The organism is Polaromonas sp. JS666 (assembly GCF_000013865.1).
Taxonomy (GTDB): domain Bacteria; phylum Pseudomonadota; class Gammaproteobacteria; order Burkholderiales; family Burkholderiaceae_C; genus Polaromonas.
Genome location: NC_007949.1, coordinates 48,944 through 66,963, shown reverse-complemented (window position 1 = coordinate 66,963; position 18,020 = coordinate 48,944). Strand labels below are relative to the sequence as shown.

20 protein-coding genes are annotated in these 18,020 nt (G+C 57.6%); 9 read left to right on the top strand and 11 right to left on the bottom strand.

Annotated features, from left to right (window positions below; translation table 11 throughout):
• Positions 1–22: 22 nt before the first annotated feature.
• A protein-coding gene (locus BPRO_RS28865; RefSeq protein WP_086003133.1) for an IS5 family transposase occupies positions 23–890 on the top strand; the annotation gives its coding sequence in 2 pieces (ribosomal slippage) (positions 23–444 and positions 443–890; 870 coding nt in all).
• Positions 891–1,132: 242 nt separating this feature from the next.
• Here the strand turns inward: BPRO_RS28865 and BPRO_RS24850 are convergent.
• Positions 1,133–2,596: an integrase domain-containing protein gene (locus BPRO_RS24850; RefSeq protein WP_011485819.1), complete on the bottom strand. Its 1,464-nt coding sequence runs from the start codon at positions 2,594–2,596 to the stop codon at positions 1,133–1,135.
• A 1,583-nt stretch (positions 2,597–4,179) separates the two neighbouring features.
• Here BPRO_RS24850 and BPRO_RS24845 point away from each other — a divergent pair.
• The 4 genes from BPRO_RS24845 to BPRO_RS24835 all read left to right on the top strand — a co-directional run bounded on the left by BPRO_RS24845 (position 4,180) and on the right by BPRO_RS24835 (position 6,688).
• Positions 4,180–5,364: a hypothetical protein gene (locus BPRO_RS24845; protein ID WP_011485817.1), complete on the top strand. Its 1,185-nt coding sequence runs from the start codon at positions 4,180–4,182 to the stop codon at positions 5,362–5,364.
• A 14-nt stretch (positions 5,365–5,378) separates the two neighbouring features.
• Complete coding sequence (locus BPRO_RS28855; protein WP_011485816.1) at positions 5,379–5,732, top strand: hypothetical protein; 354 nt, start codon at positions 5,379–5,381, stop codon at positions 5,730–5,732.
• Between the two features lie 179 nt (positions 5,733–5,911).
• Positions 5,912–6,223: an HU family DNA-binding protein gene (locus tag BPRO_RS24840; RefSeq protein ID WP_011485815.1), complete on the top strand. Its 312-nt coding sequence runs from the start codon at positions 5,912–5,914 to the stop codon at positions 6,221–6,223.
• 132 nt (positions 6,224–6,355) lie between these two features.
• Complete coding sequence (locus BPRO_RS24835; RefSeq protein WP_011485814.1) at positions 6,356–6,688, top strand: hypothetical protein; 333 nt, start codon at positions 6,356–6,358, stop codon at positions 6,686–6,688.
• 142 nt (positions 6,689–6,830) lie between these two features.
• Here the strand turns inward: BPRO_RS24835 and BPRO_RS29855 are convergent, their stop codons facing one another.
• The 10 genes from BPRO_RS29855 to BPRO_RS24790 form a co-directional block, all read right to left on the bottom strand.
• Positions 6,831–6,980, bottom strand: a complete 150-nt coding sequence (locus BPRO_RS29855; protein ID WP_157045999.1) for a hypothetical protein — start codon at positions 6,978–6,980, stop codon at positions 6,831–6,833.
• Between the two features lie 344 nt (positions 6,981–7,324).
• Positions 7,325–7,528 (bottom strand): hypothetical protein, encoded by a 204-nt coding sequence (locus tag BPRO_RS29850; protein ID WP_157045998.1) that lies wholly within the window; start codon positions 7,526–7,528, stop codon positions 7,325–7,327.
• A gap of 14 nt (positions 7,529–7,542) precedes the next feature.
• Complete coding sequence (locus BPRO_RS24820; protein ID WP_011485811.1) at positions 7,543–7,929, bottom strand: hypothetical protein; 387 nt, start codon at positions 7,927–7,929, stop codon at positions 7,543–7,545.
• Positions 7,930–8,146: 217 nt separating this feature from the next.
• Entirely contained in the window at positions 8,147–8,764 is a 618-nt protein-coding gene (locus BPRO_RS24815) for a hypothetical protein (protein WP_011485810.1), read from the bottom strand.
• Positions 8,765–9,170: 406 nt separating this feature from the next.
• Positions 9,171–9,443, bottom strand: a complete 273-nt coding sequence (locus BPRO_RS24810) for a hypothetical protein (RefSeq protein WP_011485809.1) — start codon at positions 9,441–9,443, stop codon at positions 9,171–9,173.
• The gene (locus BPRO_RS24805; RefSeq protein WP_011485808.1) at positions 9,440–9,979 is read right to left on the bottom strand and encodes a hypothetical protein; all 540 of its coding nucleotides are present in this window, start codon (positions 9,977–9,979) and stop codon (positions 9,440–9,442) included. Before BPRO_RS24805 ends, BPRO_RS24810 begins: the two co-directional genes overlap by 4 nt.
• 124 nt (positions 9,980–10,103) lie before the next feature.
• Complete coding sequence (locus tag BPRO_RS30750; RefSeq protein WP_255349058.1) at positions 10,104–10,232, bottom strand: hypothetical protein; 129 nt, start codon at positions 10,230–10,232, stop codon at positions 10,104–10,106.
• A 133-nt stretch (positions 10,233–10,365) separates the two neighbouring features.
• Entirely contained in the window at positions 10,366–10,635 is a 270-nt protein-coding gene (locus BPRO_RS29845) for a hypothetical protein (protein WP_041390389.1), read from the bottom strand.
• A gap of 308 nt (positions 10,636–10,943) precedes the next feature.
• The gene (locus tag BPRO_RS24795) at positions 10,944–12,059 is read right to left on the bottom strand and encodes a hypothetical protein (protein WP_041390387.1); all 1,116 of its coding nucleotides are present in this window, start codon (positions 12,057–12,059) and stop codon (positions 10,944–10,946) included.
• 109 nt (positions 12,060–12,168) lie between these two features.
• Entirely contained in the window at positions 12,169–12,801 is a 633-nt protein-coding gene (locus BPRO_RS24790; RefSeq protein ID WP_011485805.1) for a hypothetical protein, read from the bottom strand.
• A gap of 634 nt (positions 12,802–13,435) precedes the next feature.
• Here BPRO_RS24790 and BPRO_RS24785 point away from each other — a divergent pair.
• From BPRO_RS24785 to BPRO_RS24765, 4 genes are all read left to right on the top strand, one after another.
• Entirely contained in the window at positions 13,436–14,776 is a 1,341-nt protein-coding gene (locus BPRO_RS24785) for a hypothetical protein (protein ID WP_011485804.1), read from the top strand.
• A gap of 167 nt (positions 14,777–14,943) precedes the next feature.
• Complete coding sequence (locus tag BPRO_RS24780; protein WP_157045997.1) at positions 14,944–15,528, top strand: thioredoxin fold domain-containing protein; 585 nt, start codon at positions 14,944–14,946, stop codon at positions 15,526–15,528.
• A 192-nt stretch (positions 15,529–15,720) separates the two neighbouring features.
• Positions 15,721–16,588 (top strand): IS5 family transposase gene (locus BPRO_RS28835; protein ID WP_086003133.1). Its coding sequence is split into 2 segments (ribosomal slippage): positions 15,721–16,142 and positions 16,141–16,588, totalling 870 coding nucleotides; the frame shifts between segments, so codons are not numbered across the junction.
• Positions 16,589–16,681: 93 nt separating this feature from the next.
• The gene (locus tag BPRO_RS24765) at positions 16,682–17,998 is read left to right on the top strand and encodes a capsular biosynthesis protein (RefSeq protein WP_011485801.1); all 1,317 of its coding nucleotides are present in this window, start codon (positions 16,682–16,684) and stop codon (positions 17,996–17,998) included.
• Positions 17,999–18,020 lie beyond the last annotated feature (22 nt).

Here is an 18,020-nt window from a genome sequence, read left to right as displayed (position 1 = left end):
CACACGGCGTCGGGGCGAATGCATGGCGACACGCAAGCGAGTCGAATCGTGGGTGGTGACCGATGAATTTTGGCGGCGCGTCGAGCCGTTGATTCCGGTGCGCGAGCGCAGCGCGGACAAGGAGTACCTGCGCAAGGCGGGAGCTGGGCGGCCACCCAAGCCAGCACGACAAGTGTTCGAGGCGGTCGTGTACGTGTTGCGCACGGGCTGCCAATGGAAGGCGCTGCCCAAGGAGCGCTTCGGCAGTGCCAGTGCGGTGCACAAGCGGTTCCTGGAGTGGGAGGCCGCTGGCGTGTTCGAGGCCATCTGGAAAGCCGGGCTTGCCGAGTACGACCAGATGGAAGGCATCGCTTGGCGTTGGCAGAGTATCGACGGGGCCATGTTCAAGGCTCCATTAGCGCAAGAGGCGGTCGGACGCAACCCGACCGATCGGGGGAAAAAAGGGGAGCAAGCGCCACCTGCTGGTGGACGGCCGTGGCGTCCCGTTGTCGCTCGTCGTGACCGGAGCCAATGAGCATGACGTGACGCAACTCGATGCCGTGCTGCAGACCATCATGGTCAAGCGCAAGACACCAGGCGCGCGGCGCAGCAAGCATCTGTGCGCCGATGCCGGTTACCGAGGCCGGCGCGCGTTGGAGATCATCGAGTCCCACGGCTACATTCCTCACGTCGTTGATCGTGGCAAGGAGGCCGATGCCAAGCGGCGCGATCCCACAAAGAAGGCTCGGCGTTGGGTGGTCGAGGTCTGCCACAGCTGGTTCAATCGCTTCCGCAAGCTGCTGGTGCGATACGAGAAGCTCAAACGCAGCTTCGTTGCGCTGAACCACATAGCCGCCGCCATCATCGCGCTGCGCAAGGTGCCGTTGAAGATCAACATAATTTACGGATAGGCTCATAGTGATTTCCTTTTTGAAGGGTTGGTGGGGTCTACGGGATTGGCGAGTGATCGACGACGTGGGGCTGGTTGAGCAATTGGGCGATCAGCCTTGAACGACCGAGGCATTTCCGGTTTGTGGCCGTGAGCAAATCCAGCCGGATCGCATGCTATTTGTTGCAATGGCAACGGTTACTCTGGGCATGATGTTTTCCTTTCAATGGTTGATGTGGGATGAGGGGCTGGTGTCGATCTGAATCAACGGACCATGAGTTCAAAGGTGTCGTCGGGCGAACCGGCTTCAAAGTGCTCGCTGAGGTCGATGGCGCGGTCGTACATGCCCATGAGGCGCTGTTTGAGCATGAAGCGGGCATCCCCATCCAGGGGCTGGCAGCTGGCGGTCCGGACGATGAGCCGGAATTTTTCGCTGGCTTCGGCCTCCAGACCCATGGCAAAGCGTCCCCCCATCCAGACGGAGACAACGCCGGCGTCTTTCATGGCGGTCTGGAATTCAGGGTTCTCTTCTGTGCGTTCGACCCAGTCACGGATACGCTGTTTGCGGCCCTTTTCCATCATGGGCAGGGAGCCGGTGTAAGCCTGGGTAATGTCGGGGCGGAAGTGGCCGAGTTCGCGGCTGATCTGTTCCCGGGCGGCCAGATCGGCGCTGCGCACCTCGTCGGTGACGTGCAGAGGGGCGTTCCTGGTCACTGGCGCCCCCATCCCTGCCAGTCGGGCATACCGGCGGGCGGCGTACTGGTGGCGCAGGCCGTGGGCGGTGACGCCGAGTTGGTTGCGGGTGATACCTACCTTGCCGCACTGATAGTAGAAGTGGGCCTTGCTCTGGTCGAGGCGCTTGCCCTGGATGGACAGAGTTCCCTTGCGATTTCGCTGGGCGTAGAGTTTTGCCCGCTCGAGTACATCTCTCTGCCACTCGCGCATGACGGGGTCGTCTTCAAAGTCAACGTCGCGTGGCAAGCCGCCTTTGGTGCCGTGTACGACGCGCAGGAAGGTTCCGCAGTCCGCCGCCTGGGGATTGAGCTGCAGGGATTCCTTCATGCGCAGGCCGAATGCCGCCTGTACCTCCAACTGCATGGCGGTGATGGCGCTTTCCTTGCGCAGCTCGGTCAGTACCTTGTGCAGGTCTACCTGGTTTTCATCCCATGCCTTGCTTTCGGTGGGGATGTTCTGGCGGGTAACGGGTGCGGTGACGCCCTGCTGGTTGAGCCAGGTTTTCAGGTCCTGTCCCTTGGGGATGGCACTGTCTTTCCCGATGAAGGTGAGGAAGCGGCGCAGGATGCTGATCTTGTTCTGGATGGTGGATGCGGCCTGGCCCTTACTGCCCCAGTGTTTGATGAGTTTGACGGCGTGGCTTTTTCCGATTTCGCCGATGTTCTGAACTCCGGCCCGGATCTCGCGCAGTTCATCGAGCATGCGCATGAGTTCGTCGCCGTAGTGGGTGCGGGTGCGCTCGGATATGGGGCGGGCACGGCCGGTACCGGCACGAATGGTGAATTCCCCGAGGAACATGGCCAGTTGCGCCTTGGGGTTCTTTTTGTGGCGTTGCTGGGCGCGCTGCAGGACGCTCAAACCCGCACCGGTGCCTGCCCGTTTGGCCTGGGCGCTGCGCTTGGCGCTCTTTAGTTCTGCGGAGATCTGGCGGTTGACTTCCCGGGCGCTGGGTTCTTTGCCGCCGTCGAGAGGCAGTTGGAGCTGTTGGGTCATATCTACTGTTCCGGTTTAGATGTACTTATTGGTTTGCGTTGGAAGGCACGAAGCCCATCAGGTAGGTGTGTGCTGTTCCATAGCTGGCCGCGGCCGTGTCTGTGTCCACGCGTGGGAATAGCGTGCTGTTGTCTGTCTTGGTCGCTGGCAAAGGCATCGCGCTTTTCAATCTCGCTTCCAAAATTCCTCTGGTGCTGGCGTCACTGGCCTCACAAGGGCGCACCTGTCCCTCCACGGTGTTTCGTCCCATGGCACGCTGGTGATTGGTTTTCTGTTTTTTTGCGGCCCCAGGTGGGCATGTGTCAGGTTTGGTCGCGGCTCGTTAGCAAACTCTCCTGCCTGACCCGTGCGAAGGGGGGCAACTCATTGCTGAGTCTCCTGCGCCCCGTGATGGGAGGGCGCAAGGGGTTGCTGGATCTCTCCAGAGTCCTTTAAGAGGACCACGCTTCACTCGGCTCGTCGCCGGTGTCTATCACCTACTTGATCTCCTTCTGACGTGGAGACCCCAATACTTCTGTTTTACGACCAAATCCCTTTGTAGGCCCCTGTGGGCTCCCATCCTCAAGCGGACAGGCGGATCGGTTGTCTCATACCCGCTTCTTACAAGGCAGTGCCTTTGAGGGGGGAAGAGCAGAAGCATGGAACGTAGGTGTCTATTCGCGTGCCGCTTGCGCGGCTCCCGCTTCGCCCTCACCAGAGGAACTAAGACAGGCAGGCTGGGGGTACCAGCACATAAAGAGTTTGCTAACGGGCCGACCTCAAAACGAGGCGCACCACTTCCGACGACAACAGAGTCGGTGACTTGTTTCGCGGCTCTATGAGTATCAAGACTCATAACCTGAATGCCTCAGTGTGACTTTGATTAGCGAAACGCCAACCAAAACTCAAAAAGGGACTGCTCTTGTGAGCGTTTTTGCCTCGCGGCATGCCGAAACGGCGGCGGTAGTTCAACTACCTGGAGTTCCTTCGTTTGAAGGGCCAAATCACGTATGCGTATCTGGGCTTGTTGAATGCAGTCAGTTGAACTGCGAGCGGCACGGGGCCGACACAGCCGCGAGTTTAATGCAATGTGTTTTGCGTTGCAAGCGGACTGTGGATAAATCGTGGTGGTGTTTGTGTTGTCCATGGGTTCAACTTTTCTCTCAGGCGCAGTTACAGGGTTTTAGGGTTCAATGGAGAGTCAGTGGTGGCGCGGGTTTCCCCATCACTCAGGCTTTAATAATCCTCTTGATTCGGTTCCAAGATGAGCTGTGGATATACAGCCAAGGGCAAGGCTTTGGAAGGTGGCTAGTGGGGCTGGGCATTGCGATGCTGGACCTCGCACATGCACATTCGAGTACCTGCTTGTGCCCTCTTATTTGGAATCACTGAATAGCTCACTGCGTGATTCAAAACAGGCGTGATTCAGTGGACAGAAAAGTCCACAAGCTGGACATTTCTGTCCAACCTCCCGACGGCGCTACTTGATTGGACAGAAATGTCCTGTCTATGGACTTTTCTGTCCAGACCTCCACACAGAAGCTACTTGTTCACCTAGAATTTTTATCAACACACCTTGTGTTGCATTTAACTGGAGAGCTTCTATGAAACCTGAAACCCCTATGGTGGACGTTCGCGCGGTGGACGTTGGCTATTTCTCTACAAAACTGACTCTGGCCCGTAACCTGGAGGGTAACGCCAGCACTATTGCTTCTATGAAACCTGAAACCCCTGTGGTGGTGGACGTTCGCGCGGTGGACATTGGTTATTTCTCTACCAAACTGACTCTGGGCCGTAAGTTGGTGGGTAACGCCAGCACTATTGCTACCGCCCTCTTCCCCAGCCTGGCACCCCGACTGCCTGCCAGCATGAGTATGCAGACAGCGTTGCACGGCAAGCCTGATGGCTCCGTGGTCGACGTGGATGACGTGAACTACTTTGTTGGACGTGATGCCATTCTGTACAGCAGCGGTCGCGAACCCCGCGAAGTGCTGGCCGACTACAGCATGACCGACAAGTACCACGCACTAATGCGCGGTGCGTTCCACTACATTGCCCAGGATGCCAAGGCTACCAGCGAGTTGGTGATTCGACACCTCGTTATGGGTCTGCCATTGAACACCTTTGGTGAGAACCGTGACCGATTGGCCGCTCGCGCAACTGGTGAGCACCTGTTGCCTGATCCGTCCAATCCTGGCTCCATGCGCCGGATCACGGTTGAAAAGGCCTCAGTCATTGTTCAACCCCAGGGCGCATTGGTGAGCTACGGTACAACGCATAGGGAGATTTTCAAAGAAGGGTGGGTGTTGGTGGTGGATCCGGGAGGCGGTACGCTCGACTGGTACGTTGCCCGCGGTCGCCTCCCGAACTGGCAGCGTTCAGGTGCATATCCGAAAAGCATGCTGGCCTGCGCCTACGCGGTGGCTGACCGGATTGACCCCACCTGGCGTGATAACTTCGAGATCATCGAGCGAATTGACAAGGCAATCCGTGACAAGGCCCCGTCTTTCATGACCGCCGGCAATACCTATGAGTTGGCTCCTTACACCAGCGCCATCGAGGCCGTCTTGAAGGAATCCACTGACAAGATGGTTGCTCGCCTCGGTTCGCTGGACAATCTCGACCTGATCTTGTTCACTGGTGGTGGTGCCAAGGTGTACTTCGACTTCTTCAAGTCGCGCAACCCCAAGTTGACCAACATCATGTTCATGGATGACGACCCCGTTTTTTCCAACGTGAAGGGTTTCCACGTGGCGGGCGAAATCATGTCGAAGTCCAGGACTATCTAATTGGGAGTTGAGCCATGAGCGATGCAAGCCCCGCTGGAGTACGCGTTCGCGTGACTCTCGATAGTGACACCCCGGAGTTGGTGACGCGGTTGACTGGTTCGAAGCGTCAGGCGCGCGAAATTGTTCACCTGCTGCGACTTGGGTTGCAAATGGAAATGATGCTCAACGGTAAGCTGCCAATGGTTGGAATTGTTTCTGATGGGGGCGCATCGTCATTGAATCGGGCGCCCGCGCCGGCAGCACCGGTACCGGCTCAGGTTTCGGCGACGGGTACCCCAGCCGATATTCCATTTGGTGGTGACTTCGCAGAGATGACTGGATTGGATGCTGGCTACTTTGAAGGTGCTCCAATCGCGTACTCTGACTAGAGCGAGTTTGAGATCAGATGCAGGAGTGGCCGGATAATTCCGGCCATTTTTTTTTAGGTGTAGAAAGCCGCGGGCATGGCTGAGACAGGCCTATGCACGGTAGCTGTACCCTGCGCGATATGTCGAAATTCGCGCGCCTATAGAATTGCGACTCCTTTTACTTTAAGAAATTTCTCACTATGAACCGTGCCGAACTGATCGATACCATCGCCGCAGAAACTGACCTTTCCAAAGCCGCCACTGGACGCGTGCTGGAGGTGCTGCTTGAGACTATCCAGAAAGCAGTGAAGAAAGGTGATGGCGTGCAGCTGGTTGGATTTGGCACCTTCAAGTCAACTAAACGCGCGGCACGCACCGGGAAAAATCCACGCACGGGCGAAGCAGTGAAGATCCCGGCCACTACGGTGCCGAAGTTTGTGGCTGGCGCAAAGTTCAAGGCAGTGGTGGACCCCAAGGCAGCGCAGCGCAAAGCCGCAAAAGCTGCCAAATAATCTGGACTGGCTGACAGCCGCCTCGGGTGATTAGCCTAAGGCGGTTTTCTTTTGCCCGTTGCATTTTGGGGGGTTGACGTAGGCAGTTTCTGTGAGATTCTGTACGTGTCAAACGCAAATTGAGAGGTACATATGACTACTCGTGTTGATAAAGAGCTGACCGCAGAAGACTTTCGCCAGAACTACGTTCCTGAGCCAGCAATGGCTGTTGATGGCCCGAACCGCCACTGGCTTCTGGACAGCCCTGCAGGTCGCGATCTGCTCAAGTTGAAGCTACTCAAGCTGGACCATCGCTCTGATGTGTCTCTTTGGGGCGAAGGTAAAGAGTGCGATGGCCACCTGAACCGTATGGTGGACGAGCTGAACCTGCGGGATCTCACCAAACCCGAACTCCCCCTGGATGTTCTGAGGGTCAATTTCCAGCTGGTCAAAATGATGGCTGCTGTCCAGTTTGGCCTGTCCTAAACAATCTCTGTTTTGGGGCAGGCCGCCCTGGGCACCAGTTGCTTGAAGCGCATCAACTGATGCGAATAGATCATGGCCAGCATCAATGCCGTGCTGCAGGGAAAAGGGTTGATGCCCAAGACGGACGCGGCTGTGAACGCCTTCAGCGCTTGACCACATCGAGCCACTCCATGCTCGGGGCGTGGTCGTCGGCGGGTGACAGCAGGCAGTGCGCCCAGTCACTGGTGTGCAGCAGGGCCAGAAACATATCGTCAGGAGGCGACGTGGTCGCCGTGCTGCCGGCTCTCGCCATGGCATTCGGCGAGCACCTGGCGTGCGTCGCGCTCGAGGGGCCGCGCATCCAGCGCGCCGTCCACCTCATCCGCCGACGCGATGTGACGTTGAGCTCGCCTACGCAGTTCCTTTGGGACGCGCTGCGAGAAACGCCGCATGCTCGAGAGTGAGGCTTTCAGATAATGGCCGACTGAATGAGCCATTCACCTGAAGAACGGCCCACTGGGGATATTCCTCTGGTAGGGCTGCAGAGGCAGGTCACTTCCGCCGAATACCCTTGCCTTGCCAGCGCTGGCGGGACGTTTGCATTTGCCTCCCCACACCACCGCGCGGGCACATCCGGGTGATGGCAGGCCCCAAAAATCAAGAATTGGCTTTGGCGAACTCTTCTCTCGCCACGTCAGCGGCAGCTCGGTTGCCGTGCATTGGCCAAAGTTCGTAGCCCAGATCGATAAGGTGATGAATGTCACCCTCGCCTTGGCTGAGAGAAAGGTAGACGTTGGCGAAAATCACCGCCCAGATGATCTCGGGAGTCTCGCCGGGATGGGTTTCGGTTTTGGGTCCCATCGCACTCATCACTTTCAACTGTCGTGGTGTGAGGGCTTCGCCATCTCTTCCCTGGCCACCTCCGCCGCATCGCGGTGACCATTGGCCGGCTGCAATTGGGCGCCACGCCCATAAACCCACGACGTATCGGACTTTTCTCCGACGGCGTCATAGATAGTCCACTCGAAGACACGTCTCCATTCGTCCGCATGCACGATCGCCCGGACCGCATCGAGGGCGGCTAGCATTGCAGCCTCTTGCGATTCGACACCCGGGCCACGCATGTCGACTGCAGGGGCCCCACGGAGCGCATAGCTCGACAACCAGCGCGGGTTGGCCCCACCCTCGCCAGAACCTTCAACCATCCAGGTGCGGATGACCACAGAATCAAAGCCGACCTCGGCTGGAGACTTTTCAGACATCAGTCGTCCTCAAAAAATTCGCTGGCACCAGAAACTTTCAGCCTGCTGACGGCTGCACATGCTTGAATCTTACGTCGCTTTTGTAGAGGGCACACCGGTGGCGGGATTGCCACTATAAATCTCTTCTGTGACGCCAGCCAAGCCTGCAATACCTATGCGCGAAAGCAGCCCATAGAGGTCCATGAACTGAAGTGAAAGGTGTGAACGAGGCAATACGTCAATTGTCGCCGGCGCTGTTACCGACAGGACAAGTGATTTCCAAAACTTTCCACGCGCGTTCGCTCTCAGACATTTCTCGTTGAACATAGGTGCGAACCAGGTGTTCGTATGTGATGCCCTTGCTCAGATAGTTCTTGTAGTTCTTGACCATCACTTCGCCGTTGTCATTGAGGATGCCATAGCCAGCCCACAGCTCGGAGGTGCCACCGCCGATTTGAGGGCACAAGAGGCCACCGTCAAGAACCACATATTGTTGGGCGCTTCCCGGCATGGATTCAAACAGGGCAACAGGCTCGAACAGCCCTCCACTCCAGCCCGACCAGCCTTTGGAGGTGAAGTTGCCGCGGATTTGGCCATCGGTGCGTAGACCCACATAGAACGCACCAATCCGACCGCCATGCTGCGAGTCCGGTGTGATGGACACGATCACGCGTTGCTTGACCAATTCATTCGTTTCAGACTCGCAGTTGTAGGGGTGTGGCCCCTGTTGACCATTGGCACAGATGTCAATAAAAGCTGCACCGGCACCGGCCGCAAATGCGTGGCCACCGGTCGCCAGGAGGATACCAACAAGTGATGTGCCGAGGGCGTGGCGGATGGATGTGAGTGTTTGCATGATGAGTTCCCTTTTTGCATTACAGATTCGATAACTCCTCGGCCATCGGTTCAGTGCTGCTGCGCCATCCCGAGCCCGGTTTTCCTTCAGGGCCAGCATCAATTTGCACGTTGGTGGCCTTCTAGTTTTGCGACACGCTAGAGCTGTGCCTGGGAATTGGCCGGAGTAAATCGATGACCCGGGGTGCGCAGTGTTACGCCCTGCTTCCGCAGGAGCTTCCGATAACTGGCTTCGTTTCGATGAAGCATGAAATTCATTGCGAAAGATTTGAGCGTGCACTGGCGTACCAATGCTATGGACTGCAGGCGTTTATTAATCCCGCGCAACGCCGCAGAACCCGTGCGTTGACCCCTTTTTGGCCAAAAAAAAGCCCGCTACCTTTTCAGGTGCGGGCCCTCATACGATATCAGTGGATGGTCTCGTTTTCGGGAATGAGATGGCCATCCATATTGCTGATCGTCAACCAACTGGCGCCTTCAGAGCGCGCCTGTTCAAGGGCGGCCTGCAGGTCTAGCGGGTAGATACATGTTTCCTGGGTAGGACAGAGCACCTTAATCAGCACGGTGTCGTCGGCTTCCAGCTGGACGCAGCCCGCGACATCGGAGATCAAGAGCGCCCGTGTCAGGCTACTCAGTAAGAGTCCATTGACTGACAGGGAATTGATTGCTGCCAAAGTCATGCAGCCACTGCCTGGAGCTTGTCCATTTCAATGACAGGCAGGCGCTGCATCACAATCGTTTGCACGAATTCTGCTGATAGCAGCGCAAACATGCCGTCTTCCAGGTCGTCTTTGACGCTGATCTTTCCATTGCTGGTGACCGTTGCCTTGAACTTCCGGTTGTGTCGGACGCTGAGGTGGCGGGCGTAGGCCTGCGCGAGCTGCTGCAATGCGTGGTGATTGGCGCAGCATGGCACTTCTTTATCATTGAATTTCGGCAGGTCTTGAATAACGGTACCGTCGCAGTCGAACATGATCCACTCTTTCTCCAGGGTCTGGGCAAATTGAATGCAAGCTTTGAGGTCAGTAGGGACTTCTTCGCCAACAACCAATCCGTCTTCACGTGCGGGCACGTTCACGAACCAGCCCCAGGGGCCTTTAGGGTAGAACAGAACGCCCTCGACATCGAATGTCTCCAAGCGTTGGCGGGTTTGGGGGGAAAGATGCGCGGAGGATACATCGAGCATCTTGAATTCCACCGTAGGTGTGGTGGGCATGGTGTTTCTCCGATTTGGAGGCACCTTCCCCTACGGGGCTAGATGCCCCGATGGGTTGAATGTGATGGAAAAAAGGGAGCTCACGCTCCCTCTTTGTCCTGATGGTTTTCCTTGCGGTCGCTGACTAGTGTTTCAACCAGTCTTGATTCTCATCCAGCAATACCCTGTTCTTGCGAGCAACGTAAACGCTGAAAAAAATCCCCACAACGATCACTACGCCAAGTGCAATTTGGACAATGGTGATCGGGTCCATGGTATTTCCTGTAATCATTGTGTTTCTTAATGGTACAGCTCCAAAAAGGTGTTGTCACCCCTGTGGATTTCTTGCTTATATTTTAAGCAGAACCTGCGTCTTTTTCCAGTTCGGCAACGAGTGCTTTCACTATCTATCCGGCAAGTTCATGCTCTTTGCGCTCTTTCAAGGCTTCCAGGCGTATCCTCAGCACGAGGCTGATTCTGTAGAAAACCACGAACATAACGACTGCCATGGCGGTAGTGATATGCGAGCTTTCAGCTATGCCGAAAGCACCGGCGACAACAGCACCTAAGGTCGAAGAGGTGTTGGCATAGTTGAGAAAATTCTCAAGCCATGCTTCGCTGTCCAGTCGTTTGTTGAGTGCATTGATTAAGCCATCAACGATGGCTTTCATGGTCATGATTGCTCCCTTTCTAGTTATTTGGAAATAACCAACCAGGGAGTCCCCCAACTGGAGAGCCCCAGTCGGGTTTGGTTTCGGCGTGTACACGACACGCAAATCGCATGAAGCGAAGTAGGTGTATTTTACTGTGCACGGCTGATTTACCGTGTGCGATTTCTGGCAATGTCGCAGGCAGTTGGTGAACGATTGCCAGGCGTTCATTGCAAAGCTGCTGGCGCAACTGTTCCTCGCACTGAAGGCGAATGAACCGGCGCGAGGTTATGAGTCTGCGGGCCCGCCGAGCCAATATCCGCGCCCGATGCGATTCAAGTTGCTTTGAGTCGCAACGAAAGAATGTTTTTGAGTCCAGCCATGGCGGCCGCTTCTTCGGGGCCGTACTCATCAATCCAGCGCCGAATCACGCTGTTGCGCACTACAGCTGGCCCTTTGGCAACGTAGGTCAGGCTCTCCTGTTGTTGCATTTGGCGCAGCCGCTTGAGGGCTTGGCTGACCGTGTGATAAACGCTGGTGGAGTCCATCAGCGGGAAGATTTCCGTGCCGGACCGGGCGCGGAGTGCCACAAAGAGTGGGCCATTCAGACCATGGGTGGCCATGAACTGGTCACGGCGGCTCAACGGCTCAGTGACAGCACTGCGCTCCACCAGGAGGCGATGCCGCCATGCCAGCCAGGCGCGCACAAGAGGCGCCAGTTGGGGGCCGATGGACAGTGTTCGGCCGACTTCGCTACTGGTGTGCATGACATCGAGCAACAGTTCCGCGTTGGGTGTCGCAAAAATGGATTTCTGCACATTGGGCGTGGCAACTCCCCTACCCTGTGCAGCCTCCACAAGATCCATTCCGCGCAGGGCGATCAACTCGGTAACGGTGATACCGGTTTCCACCAGCACGGCGATGATGGCCCGGTCACGTGCATGCCACCAGTTGGCTTTTGTTTTTTCCGGAAAGATTTCCTTGATCCTTTCGGGCTTCACCAGTTCCCTGAACAAGAACGGCTCCAACACCTGTGACAGGCGGTCAGTCTCTGAAATAGCCGGTCGATCCTTCTCATCCATTGCCAGAGCTGGATTGTGTTTGATCAATTCGACTTTGTTGGCCGTGGTGTAGACCCCCTTCAGCAGGCGGTAGTAGCGCTGGCGCGTGTAGGAGGACATGCGATCGGGATTGATGGCTCGCCGGCGCGAGACGCCTTGGCCCGGCGCCGAGCCTTGCAAGAAGGTCTGGATGTCCTCGACCTGTATGGCATCCCATGGAATGCCACGTTGAAGGCCCCAAGAGAGCCAGGCCATCCACAGCGGTTTGTATTTGCCGATGGAGGCGTCTGACAACTCCCCAAGGGCCTTCTGGACATTTGCCCAAACATGAAATGCCTGCTCGGAAGGCAGGACGCCGGCGGGAGGAGTTGATTTAGGCGTGGTTTTCACTGCATTTCCTTGGTAACCGAGTGGCCCGCCGCGTTGGAAGCGAAAAACCACTGCCGCTTGCGTGCGGTGTTTTCTGAAGGGAGTTGGTAGGTGGTGGCCACAGCGGAGACTATGCCAGCACCATGCACAGCGCATGGCGCAATTGCGAACCCATCGTTTGGGTGATGTGCTGGGGCGCGGCCATGGCGTTGTGCAGGTGGATGGTGGCGCGGGCCATGTTCTGGAAGTTTGCAATGGCCGGCTCAGAGAGCTCGATGTGCGAGTTCACGCGCTGTCCGTCCACTTTGACGATCAGGGGGGTGAAGGTCAGGCTCAGCAGTGTAGCCATGTTGTCCGCTTGGGGGCTTAAAAAATGCATCCAGTAGGGCCAGTGGCAGGTGATCGCCTGGAAGTAGTGCGCGATCTCGCGCATTTGGGCGATTTCGTGGGGTTCCCGGTTGTAGCCGCTGAATGCCAGGCGCAGGCGGCTCAGGTTCCGGGCGCAGGCCTGCGGCGTATCGGTTAGCGACATCAGGCGGTCCACCGCGGAGCCTATGCGAGCGCTTTCCACGTCCTGGCGCGTGAACGTCAAGTCGATGGCCGGCAGAACGGCGCGCGTGAGCGCGCTGGCGAGGTTGGAGTCAGCCCAGGGGCTTGTTCCGTGGAAATCCGGCGGCGCTGGACGGCGCAGAAACTGCTGGTGCAGCCAGTCGGCAAGCTGATGCGGAGGCGGCTCGGAGGGGTTGTGGCGCTGTTTATTCATTCGTTCAATCTACACCATGGCATTATTTCTGCAACCCCCCGCCCCCTTGATAAGCCGGTATTTTTCGACCGCCGAATTCGCGCTGTCGCATGCGCCGTGGCCCGTGTGTTAGGTGGGATTAAGGAAGAAGGGAAGGCTTAACAAGGTGGGGGAGGGTCGAAAATTAGCGGTGCTTGAAACGGGCCTAAAATGGCCGCTTTGGTGTAGATCGAACGATTGATATTGAGGGGGTGTTGCGCTCCTGTGCCGGGCTGATGTAAACTCATACCCGTTCTTTTGCCCATGGCCGTATGGCCGCCAAGCAAGGGTCCGCGGGTCCAGTGCCCGCCTTCAACTCAGCATTTAACGCGTTCCACGATCGCGCCAATTGCATCCGTGCCGTTCTGGTCCGGACTTGATCCCTCATTGAATCTTTGGTCTGTCTTGACGCGCTTTCGTGCGTCTGTCGGTATCTCTTTCTGAACTTGTGCGCCCCGCGGCTCCTCGCGTGCGCATTGCCACGTCTGCTGGCCACCTTCCCCTTTCGTTCGCGACGTCTGCCCTGCCCTGGGCCGATCCCCAAAGCATTGGCACGCCCACGCCTGCCAGTGCTTTGGGAATCGACGGTCGATTCACTAAACCCTGGAGAGCTCCCATGCCTGCATCTACCTCGCGTGCCAAATCCGCACCACAACCATTCGCCGCCCTGGACCAGGCGCTGAAAAACTTTGACAGTCTGAGCGCGCGCCCGCCGGCCGAGCGCGCAGCACATGCGCTGGATCTGGACGCAACTGGTGCTGAATTGCCGCCGGTGCTGGCCAGGCACATCAACAAGGCCTTGCAGACCAGCTCCCAAGGCGTCCCGGCCGAGTTCGCCAACGCATGGGAGTGGGCCGCGCACTGGGTCAGCGAAAACGGCGTCACCCTGCCCCCCGACTCCTCCTACTACCGAGGATTGCGAAACTGGTTCTGCTACCAGGTGAACATGCACAAAAAGAACAAGCTCAGCGAGAAGTCCCGCGGCCTGTTGGCCAAGCACAAGATCGACCTGTCGAAGTACCGTGCCGATAAAACCGGCCGTGGCCACCGCATGGATGACGCCTTTTTCATCCAGACATTGCGGCAGCACCATGCCAACCACGGCACTTACGACCTGAACGCAGACTGCAGCCCTGATTTGCTGAAATGGCAGACCCGCTTGCTTGACAGCTACCGCGCCGGCGGCACGTCCACACGCATGCGCACTATCGCCCTGCAGCTGCAGGGGTTCACTTATGGCCAATGGCTGCGTCCTGGCGAGGCACCTGTCCCCAGCAATCAGTACAGCTGGTGGGCCTGGGCTGCCGAGTTCCGAATCGCGACACAGGACTGCCCGGCTTTTCGCGGCCGCATTGACCTGGCAACCCCCGCCCATTTGCGTGAATGGGCGTCAGAGCAGATTGGTTTGGCAGGGAAGCGCAAGCTCAGCCCCCGCCAGCGCGGCGAAATGATGACATTGAACCTCATCACTCGCGCGGAACATCGCTTGAGCCAGCAAAAGTCCGCGGCACTGGCCGTGGCCCGGGGAACTCACAACGGGACACAGCATTTTGGCAAGCGTGAGCGCGACCTGAAAACGTTTCTTGGCGCGACCTTGCTGGCTCACCTGCTGCGCAGCAACGCTGAACTGACCACGATGTACGGAACCTTGTGCATTGCGCCGGCCCAGTTCGCCCGGATGCGCGATGAACTGGCCCCATTGATGCTGCAGATCGTCGGCCTCAGCACCAAAACTAACCTCAACACCCTGCGCAAGATCTACCGCAACTTCAACGAGGAATTCGAAGCGTTGCAGCGCGTAGGCGAGTTGCCAGGCGCCGTGTACGAGACGTTGCGGCCGACACAAGCCAAGCGCATCGAGCAGCTGGCCAGCGTCATCGTGCAGGTTCGGGACGCGATGCGCCGTATCAATGTCCGCCAGGACCTGGTGCGTACCGATGCGGAGCAAACGCATTGAGGGACGCATGGCGATCTATACAAGCCCCTGGTGTTACCGAGAAGAATGCATGTGCCTGAGGCGTGTCCTGAGGTGGAGCTAAATTTGTGTTTATCCCGATCAGTCGAAGCTTGGGTTTCGATTCGATTGTTACAGTACCGCTAGTACCATTCGCACCAAAGACAAAAATGAACATCACCCAATATTTTCTGAGCGCAGCGCTTGCCGCCGTTTTAAGCTTCACGTCGGCTGGAGCATCTGCTCAGGCATCAAGCGACGCTGCGGAGGTTGATATGGGCGAATCAAAGCTCGCGCTAACCGATGTGATGAAGATCGCGGATTTCTCAAGCGCCATCAAAGTCGTCAAGGGAAAGCCCGGTTACGGTGATGTCATGGTGCTGATTACTGATCCGCAGTGCCCTTACTGCCGTTCGATGCATAACACCATGAAAGGCCTGGACAATGTGACCATATACGTCTTGATGGTCAATAGCCTGGGACCAAAAAGCGCTGAGATCAACCGAAAAGTCTGGTGCTCGCCCAACAGGGTTGCGGCCTACGAAACCGCCTGGAGCGGCGGCGCGGGCAGCCTCTCGGAAGTCAGCTGCAATACGGAGGTGATCGACAACCTCCGCGCCAGACTCCGTCAACTTCCGGCATGGCGCGCTGTGCCGGCAATGGCTTTCCTCGGCGGTCGATTCATCAACGGCGAAGCTTCGGTATCCGAAATCAAGCAGGAGATCGCCATGGGCAAAAGCTCCGTCCAAAAGTGACCTCGCAGGGAGCGGGTCAAGCCACTACGGTTGTCCATTCATCATTCTTGCGTCGAATACGCGGCTGTTGTGAACTCTATTAAGTACGCTCCATTCAAGATGAAGCGTATGTTGTGAACTCTATTAAGAAGTTATCCGTAAATAGTACACTCTGGTCCTGAGCCGTAGTTCACACGGCGTCGGGGCGAATGCATGGCGACACGCAAGCGAGTCGAATCGTGGGTGGTGACCGATGAATTTTGGCGGCGCGTCGAGCCGTTGATTCCGGTGCGCGAGCGCAGCGCGGACAAGGAGTACCTGCGCAAGGCGGGAGCTGGGCGGCCACCCAAGCCAGCACGACAAGTGTTCGAGGCGGTCGTGTACGTGTTGCGCACGGGCTGCCAATGGAAGGCGCTGCCCAAGGAGCGCTTCGGCAGTGCCAGTGCGGTGCACAAGCGGTTCCTGGAGTGGGAGGCCGCTGGCGTGTTCGAGGCCATCTGGAAAGCCGGGCTTGCCGAGTACGACCAGATGGAAGGCATCGCTTGGCGTTGGCAGAGTATCGACGGGGCCATGTTCAAGGCTCCATTAGCGCAAGAGGCGGTCGGACGCAACCCGACCGATCGGGGGAAAAAAGGGGAGCAAGCGCCACCTGCTGGTGGACGGCCGTGGCGTCCCGTTGTCGCTCGTCGTGACCGGAGCCAATGAGCATGACGTGACGCAACTCGATGCCGTGCTGCAGACCATCATGGTCAAGCGCAAGACACCAGGCGCGCGGCGCAGCAAGCATCTGTGCGCCGATGCCGGTTACCGAGGCCGGCGCGCGTTGGAGATCATCGAGTCCCACGGCTACATTCCTCACGTCGTTGATCGTGGCAAGGAGGCCGATGCCAAGCGGCGCGATCCCACAAAGAAGGCTCGGCGTTGGGTGGTCGAGGTCTGCCACAGCTGGTTCAATCGCTTCCGCAAGCTGCTGGTGCGATACGAGAAGCTCAAACGCAGCTTCGTTGCGCTGAACCACATAGCCGCCGCCATCATCGCGCTGCGCAAGGTGCCGTTGAAGATCAACATAATTTACGGATAGGCTCTAAATGTCAGCAGTTCATTGCTGTAACCGGGTGTTATGATTATTCGATAAGTGTAAATAAAAAGACAAAAGCAAAAAGCAAGGGAGTTGATGTCAGTCGTTTCGCTAAAAGCTGGGAATGAGCCGCGCGCGGAAAATCAATTTTCGGCACATCCCGACGAAGGCCGTCGCCACGTACCGTACAACCCGGCTCAGATTCAGCTCGCCAAGTCCCGAAAAGTCTTGCTGCTGCAGGGGCCGGTGGGGCCTTTTTACGACCGGCTGACCCGCTGGCTGCACACCTGTGGCGCTGAAGTCCACCGTATTGCCCTCCAGGGTGGAGACCAGCACGACTGCAAGTTGCTCCAGCCTATCGCCTACCGGGGTACGCTTGAGGGGTGGTCCGCCTTTCTCGAAAGTCAGATTCACCGGTTGGGTATTGACTGCGTCGTGTTGTTTGGCCAATCGCGCCGCTACCACGAAAAGGCCAGGGAGGTCGCGCGTGCTCAAGACCTGCCTGTTGTGGTTCTGGAAGAAGGCTACTTTCGCCCAGGCTACTTGACCATGGAGTTGGGCGGTGTCAATGGCTATTCCACAACGCTGCAGCGTTACTGCTGGCAACCCGTGGCATTGGTGAACAGCGAAGGCCGTGCCAAGCGGCGCCCGAATAATCTTCTGCCCGACATATCGCCGCGGCATTTTCAAAAAATGGCCTGGCATGCGGTTCAGCATTACATGGCCTTGTACAAATCGCGCGCAGACTTCCCGCACTATCAGCACCACCGCGGCGACAACCCCTACCAATATGCCGCTTATTGGCTGCACTCGTGGCGACGCAAATGGCTGCATCAGTCTGTGGACCGCCGGTTTCAAGCCCGGTTGTTTCAGGGCAGTCGGCACTATTTCCTTGTGCCACTGCAGCACGATGGCGACGCCCAAATCACCCACCACAGCCCGTTCGCAGAAAACACTGCCTTCATCATCCGCGTCATGCGCTCCTTTGCGTGGCGCGCACCCAAAGACTCCTGGCTGGTGTTTCGCCAACACCCTCATTCCCGAGGGGGACCCGGGCATGTGAGCCTCATTTCCAGCCTCGCGGCTGAACTGGGCATCACGGGCCGTGTGCGCCACATGGTAGAGGGCGACACGCCCGACCTGGCCCAGCGGTCCGCTGGTGTGGTGCTCATCAATAGCACCGTCGGCTTGCAGGCACTGGAGCGGGGTGCCCCCCTCATGGCACTGGGCGAGGCACTTTACAAGCAGCCGCATCTCACCTTTTGGGGCGAGCTCGATGAGTTTTGGCACCATGCCCGCCCTGCTGACAAAGTGGTCACTGCGGCATTTCTGGCGCAAATGAAAAACCTCACGCAAGCCTCTGCCAGCGTCTATGCCTTAAGAGACGAGCCCCTGCGTTGGGGTCACCCTTGACCCAACGCCTGTTCGTCTTTCT

Bases quoted from the DNA above. Each gene is read 5' to 3' on its own strand.
- BPRO_RS24850 (WP_011485819.1), bottom strand. From the start codon at position 2,596: ATGACCCAACAGCTCCAACTGCCTCTCGACGGCGGCAAAGAACCCAGC.
- BPRO_RS24845 (WP_011485817.1), top strand. From the start codon at position 4,180: ATGAAACCTGAAACCCCTATGGTGGACGTTCGCGCGGTGGACGTTGGC.
- BPRO_RS28855 (WP_011485816.1), top strand. From the start codon at position 5,379: ATGAGCGATGCAAGCCCCGCTGGAGTACGCGTTCGCGTGACTCTCGAT.
- BPRO_RS24840 (WP_011485815.1), top strand. From the start codon at position 5,912: ATGAACCGTGCCGAACTGATCGATACCATCGCCGCAGAAACTGACCTT.
- BPRO_RS24835 (WP_011485814.1), top strand. From the start codon at position 6,356: ATGACTACTCGTGTTGATAAAGAGCTGACCGCAGAAGACTTTCGCCAG.
- BPRO_RS29855 (WP_157045999.1), bottom strand. From the start codon at position 6,980: ATGGCGAGAGCCGGCAGCACGGCGACCACGTCGCCTCCTGACGATATG.
- BPRO_RS29850 (WP_157045998.1), bottom strand. From the start codon at position 7,528: ATGGGACCCAAAACCGAAACCCATCCCGGCGAGACTCCCGAGATCATC.
- BPRO_RS24820 (WP_011485811.1), bottom strand. From the start codon at position 7,929: ATGTCTGAAAAGTCTCCAGCCGAGGTCGGCTTTGATTCTGTGGTCATC.
- BPRO_RS24815 (WP_011485810.1), bottom strand. From the start codon at position 8,764: ATGCAAACACTCACATCCATCCGCCACGCCCTCGGCACATCACTTGTT.
- BPRO_RS24810 (WP_011485809.1), bottom strand. From the start codon at position 9,443: ATGACTTTGGCAGCAATCAATTCCCTGTCAGTCAATGGACTCTTACTG.
- BPRO_RS24805 (WP_011485808.1), bottom strand. From the start codon at position 9,979: ATGCCCACCACACCTACGGTGGAATTCAAGATGCTCGATGTATCCTCC.
- BPRO_RS30750 (WP_255349058.1), bottom strand. From the start codon at position 10,232: ATGGACCCGATCACCATTGTCCAAATTGCACTTGGCGTAGTGATCGTT.
- BPRO_RS29845 (WP_041390389.1), bottom strand. From the start codon at position 10,635: ATGACCATGAAAGCCATCGTTGATGGCTTAATCAATGCACTCAACAAA.
- BPRO_RS24790 (WP_011485805.1), bottom strand. From the start codon at position 12,801: ATGAATAAACAGCGCCACAACCCCTCCGAGCCGCCTCCGCATCAGCTT.
- BPRO_RS24785 (WP_011485804.1), top strand. From the start codon at position 13,436: ATGCCTGCATCTACCTCGCGTGCCAAATCCGCACCACAACCATTCGCC.
- BPRO_RS24780 (WP_157045997.1), top strand. From the start codon at position 14,944: ATGAACATCACCCAATATTTTCTGAGCGCAGCGCTTGCCGCCGTTTTA.
- BPRO_RS24765 (WP_011485801.1), top strand. From the start codon at position 16,682: ATGTCAGTCGTTTCGCTAAAAGCTGGGAATGAGCCGCGCGCGGAAAAT.